Below are 5077 nucleotides of genomic sequence, written 5' to 3'. Positions count from 1 at the left end.
ATAGCTTGAGTTTGAATCAAAACTTTTTATGAGAGTTTGATCCTGGCTCAGGACGAACGCTGGCGGCGTGCCTAATACATGCAAGTAGAACGCTGAAGTCTGGTGCTTGCACTAGACGGATGAGTTGCGAACGGGTGAGTAACGCGTAGGTAACCTGCCTCATAGCGGGGGATAACTATTGGAAACGATAGCTAATACCGCATAACAGTATTTACTGCATGGTAGATACTTGAAAGGAGCAATTGCTTCACTATGAGATGGACCTGCGTTGTATTAGCTAGTTGGTGAGGTAACGGCTCACCAAGGCATCGATACATAGCCGACCTGAGAGGGTGATCGGCCACACTGGGACTGAGACACGGCCCAGACTCCTACGGGAGGCAGCAGTAGGGAATCTTCGGCAATGGGGGCAACCCTGACCGAGCAACGCCGCGTGAGTGAAGAAGGTTTTCGGATCGTAAAGCTCTGTTGTAAGAGAAGAACGTGTGTGAGAGTGGAAAGTTCACACAGTGACGGTATCTTACCAGAAAGGGACGGCTAACTACGTGCCAGCAGCCGCGGTAATACGTAGGTCCCGAGCGTTGTCCGGATTTATTGGGCGTAAAGCGAGCGCAGGCGGTTTGATAAGTCTGAAGTAAAAGGCTGTGGCTTAACCATAGTACGCTTTGGAAACTGTCAAACTTGAGTGCAGAAGGGGAGAGTGGAATTCCATGTGTAGCGGTGAAATGCGTAGATATATGGAGGAACACCGGTGGCGAAAGCGGCTCTCTGGTCTGTAACTGACGCTGAGGCTCGAAAGCGTGGGGAGCGAACAGGATTAGATACCCTGGTAGTCCACGCCGTAAACGATGAGTGCTAGGTGTTGGGTCCTTTCCGGGACTCAGTGCCGCAGCTAACGCATTAAGCACTCCGCCTGGGGAGTACGACCGCAAGGTTGAAACTCAAAGGAATTGACGGGGGCCCGCACAAGCGGTGGAGCATGTGGTTTAATTCGAAGCAACGCGAAGAACCTTACCAGGTCTTGACATCCCAGTGACCGTCCTAGAGATAGGATTTTTCTTCGGAACACTGGTGACAGGTGGTGCATGGTTGTCGTCAGCTCGTGTCGTGAGATGTTGGGTTAAGTCCCGCAACGAGCGCAACCCCTATTGTTAGTTGCCATCATTCAGTTGGGCACTCTAGCGAGACTGCCGGTAATAAACCGGAGGAAGGTGGGGATGACGTCAAATCATCATGCCCCTTATGACCTGGGCTACACACGTGCTACAATGGCTGGTACAACGAGTCGCAAGTCGGTGACGGCAAGCTAATCTCTTAAAGCCAGTCTCAGTTCGGATTGTAGGCTGCAACTCGCCTACATGAAGTCGGAATCGCTAGTAATCGCGGATCAGCACGCCGCGGTGAATACGTTCCCGGGCCTTGTACACACCGCCCGTCACACCACGAGAGTTTGTAACACCCGAAGTCGGTGAGGTAACCTTTTAGGAGCCAGCCGCCTAAGGTGGGATAGATGATTGGGGTGAAGTCGTAACAAGGTAGCCGTATCGGAAGGTGCGGCTGGATCACCTCCTTTCTAAGGAAATGGAAATCTGTACGTGAGTCTTCTTTAATTTTGAGAGGTCTTGTGGGGCCTTAGCTCAGCTGGGAGAGCGCCTGCTTTGCACGCAGGAGGTCAGCGGTTCGATCCCGCTAGGCTCCATTAACAACGGAAGTTGTTAAGATTTTGTCCATTGAAAATTGAATATCTATCAAATATTCCTAAACGTATATAAAAGTACGTATAGAAATAGTAACAAGAAAATAAACCGAAAACGCTGTGAATATTTAATGAGTTTTCTAATTTTTGAAAAAATTAGGTTAATAAGGTTAAGTTAATAAGGGCGCACGGTGGATGCCTTGGCACTAGAAGCCGATGAAGGACGTGACTAACGACGAAATGCCTTGGGGAGCTGTAAGTAAGCAATGATCCAGGGATGTCCGAATGGGGGAACCCGGCAGGTAATGCCTGTCACTCACTACTGTTAAGGTAGTGAAGAGGAAGACGCAGTGAACTGAAACATCTAAGTAGCTGCAGGAAGAGAAAGCAAAAGCGATTGCCTTAGTAGCGGCGAGCGAAACGGCAGGAGGGCAAACCGAGGAGTTTACTCCTCGGGGTTGTAGGACTGCAATGTGGACTTAAAGAGTATAGAAGAACTACCTGGGAAGGTAGGCCAAAGAGAGTAAAAGCCTCGTATTTGAAATATTCTTTATACCTAGCAGTATCCTGAGTACGGCGAGACACGCGAAATCTCGTCGGAATCCGGGAGGACCATCTCCCAACCCTAAATACTCTCTAGTGACCGATAGTGAACCAGTACCGTGAGGGAAAGGTGAAAAGTACCCCGGAAGGGGAGTGAAATAGAACCTGAAACCGTGTGCCTACAACAAGTTCGAGCCCGTTAATGGGTGAGAGCGTGCCTTTTGTAGAATGAACCGGCGAGTTACGATATGATGCGAGGTTAAGTTGAAGAGACGGAGCCGTAGGGAAACCGAGTCTTAATAGGGCGGATTAGTATTATGTCGTAGACCCGAAACCATGTGACCTACCCATGAGCAGGTTGAAGGTGCGGTAAGACGCACTGGAGGACCGAACCAGGGCACGTTGAAAAGTGCTTGGATGACTTGTGGGTAGCGGAGAAATTCCAAACGAACTTGGAGATAGCTGGTTCTCTCCGAAATAGCTTTAGGGCTAGCGTCGACATTTGAGAATCTTGGAGGTAGAGCACTGTTTGGATGAGGGGGCCATCTCGGTTTACTGATTTCAGATAAACTCCGAATGCCAATGATTTATGGTCGGCAGTCAGACTGCGAGTGCTAAGATCCGTAGTCGAAAGGGAAACAGCCCAGACCACCAGCTAAGGTCCCAAAATAATTGTTAAGTGGAAAAGGATGTGGGGTTGCACAGACAACTAGGATGTTAGCTTAGAAGCAGCTATTCATTCAAAGAGTGCGTAATAGCTCACTAGTCGAGTGACCCTGCGCCGAAAATGTACCGGGGCTAAAACAATTTACCGAAGCTGTGGATAACACTTAGGTGTTATGGTAGGAGAGCGTTCTATGTGTGAAGAAGGTATACCGTGAGGAGTGCTGGAACGCATAGAAGTGAGAATGCCGGTATGAGTAGCGAAAGATGGGTGAGAATCCCATCCACCGTAAGACTAAGGTTTCCAGGGGAAGGCTCGTCCGCCCTGGGTTAGTCGGGACCTAAGGAGAGACCGAAGGGTGTATCCGATGGACAACAGGTTGATATTCCTGTACTAGAGTATGAAGTGATGGAGGGACGCAGTAGGCTAACTAAAGCGGGCGATTGGAAGTGCCCGTCTAAGCAGTGAGGTGTGATATGAGTCAAATGCTTGTATCTATAACATTGAGCTGTGATGGGGAGCGAAGTTAAGTAGCGAAGTTAGTGACGTCACACTGCCGAGAAAAGCTTCTAGCGATGTATCATACTCTACCCGTACCGCAAACCGACACAGGTAGTCGAGGCGAGTAGCCTCAGGTGAGCGAGAGAACTCTCGTTAAGGAACTCGGCAAAATGACCCCGTAACTTCGGGAGAAGGGGTGCTGACTTAAGGTCAGCCGCAGTGAATAGGCCCAAGCAACTGTTTATCAAAAACACAGCTCTCTGCTAAATCGTAAGATGATGTATAGGGGGTGACGCCTGCCCGGTGCTGGAAGGTTAAGAGGAGGGTTTAGCGTAAGCGAAGATCTGAATTGAAGCCCCAGTAAACGGCGGCCGTAACTATAACGGTCCTAAGGTAGCGAAATTCCTTGTCGGGTAAGTTCCGACCCGCACGAAAGGCGTAATGATTTGGGCACTGTCTCAACGAGAGACTCGGTGAAATTTTAGTACCTGTGAAGATGCAGGTTACCCGCGACAGGACGGAAAGACCCCATGGAGCTTTACTGCAGTTTGATATTGAGTATCTGTACCACATGTACAGGATAGGTAGGAGCCTATGAAGTCGGGACGCCAGTTTCGACAGAGGCGCTGTTGGGATACTACCCTTGTGTTATGGCTACTCTAACCCGGATAGGTTATCCCTATCGGAGACAGTGTCTGACGGGCAGTTTGACTGGGGCGGTCGCCTCCTAAAAGGTAACGGAGGCGCCCAAAGGTTCCCTCAGAATGGTTGGAAATCATTCGCAGAGTGTAAAGGTATAAGGGAGCTTGACTGCGAGAGCTACAACTCGAGCAGGGACGAAAGTCGGGCTTAGTGATCCGGTGGTTCCGTATGGAAGGGCCATCGCTCAACGGATAAAAGCTACCCTGGGGATAACAGGCTTATCTCCCCCAAGAGTTCACATCGACGGGGAGGTTTGGCACCTCGATGTCGGCTCGTCGCATCCTGGGGCTGTAGTCGGTCCCAAGGGTTGGGCTGTTCGCCCATTAAAGCGGCACGCGAGCTGGGTTCAGAACGTCGTGAGACAGTTCGGTCCCTATCCGTCGCGGGCGTAGGAAATTTGAGAGGATCTGCTCCTAGTACGAGAGGACCAGAGTGGACTTACCGCTGGTGTACCAGTTGTCTTGCCAAAGGCATCGCTGGGTAGCTATGTAGGGACGGGATAAACGCTGAAAGCATCTAAGTGTGAAACCCACCTCAAGATGAGATTTCCCATAACTTTATGTTAGTAAGAGCCCTGAGAGATGATCAGGTAGATAGGTTGGAAGTGGAAGTGTGGCGACACATGTAGCGGACCAATACTAATCGCTCGAGGACTTATCCAAGATAAGTAACGAAGGCGTTATAAATTCTGTATGAAAATAGGAAACTGACGCAGAGTCAACAGACTCTAGGAAGTTTATCTTTTTCACTAAGAATTTAGCCTGAGTACAATTAAAACTAGAGTCAATATTGACAGCGTTGGTAAAACTTGTTAGAATATAGATATTCAATTTTGAGTTGACAAGACTCAGTAGTTAAGTGACGATAGCCTAGGAGATACACCTGTACCCATGCCGAACACAGCAGTTAAGCCCTAGAACGCCTGAAGTAGTTGGGGGGTGCCCCCTGTTAGATACGGTAGTCGCTTAGCA

Annotated in this window: 1 tRNA gene and 3 rRNA genes; all 4 read left to right on the top strand. The window is 49.5% G+C overall.

The window, feature by feature from the left end:
- Positions 1-24: 24 nt before the first annotated feature.
- The 4 genes from ODU55_RS11355 to rrf all read left to right on the top strand — a co-directional run bounded on the left by ODU55_RS11355 (position 25) and on the right by rrf (position 5076).
- Positions 25-1573, top strand: a 16S ribosomal RNA gene (locus tag ODU55_RS11355).
- A 53-nt stretch (positions 1574-1626) separates the two neighbouring features.
- Positions 1627-1699, top strand: a tRNA-Ala gene (locus ODU55_RS11350).
- A gap of 165 nt (positions 1700-1864) precedes the next feature.
- A 23S ribosomal RNA gene (locus tag ODU55_RS11345) occupies positions 1865-4768 on the top strand.
- Positions 4769-4960: 192 nt separating this feature from the next.
- Positions 4961-5076 (top strand): 5S ribosomal RNA (gene rrf / locus ODU55_RS11340).
- Together the 16S, 23S and 5S rRNA genes with 1 tRNA gene alongside form the textbook arrangement of a ribosomal RNA operon.
- Position 5077 lies beyond the last annotated feature (1 nt).

Origin of the sequence: Streptococcus sp. 2022WUSS037 (assembly GCF_044427225.1) — a bacterium.
In the GTDB taxonomy this organism is placed as follows: Bacteria; Bacillota; Bacilli; order Lactobacillales; family Streptococcaceae; genus Streptococcus.
This window is presented reverse-complemented; position numbering and strand designations above follow the sequence as displayed.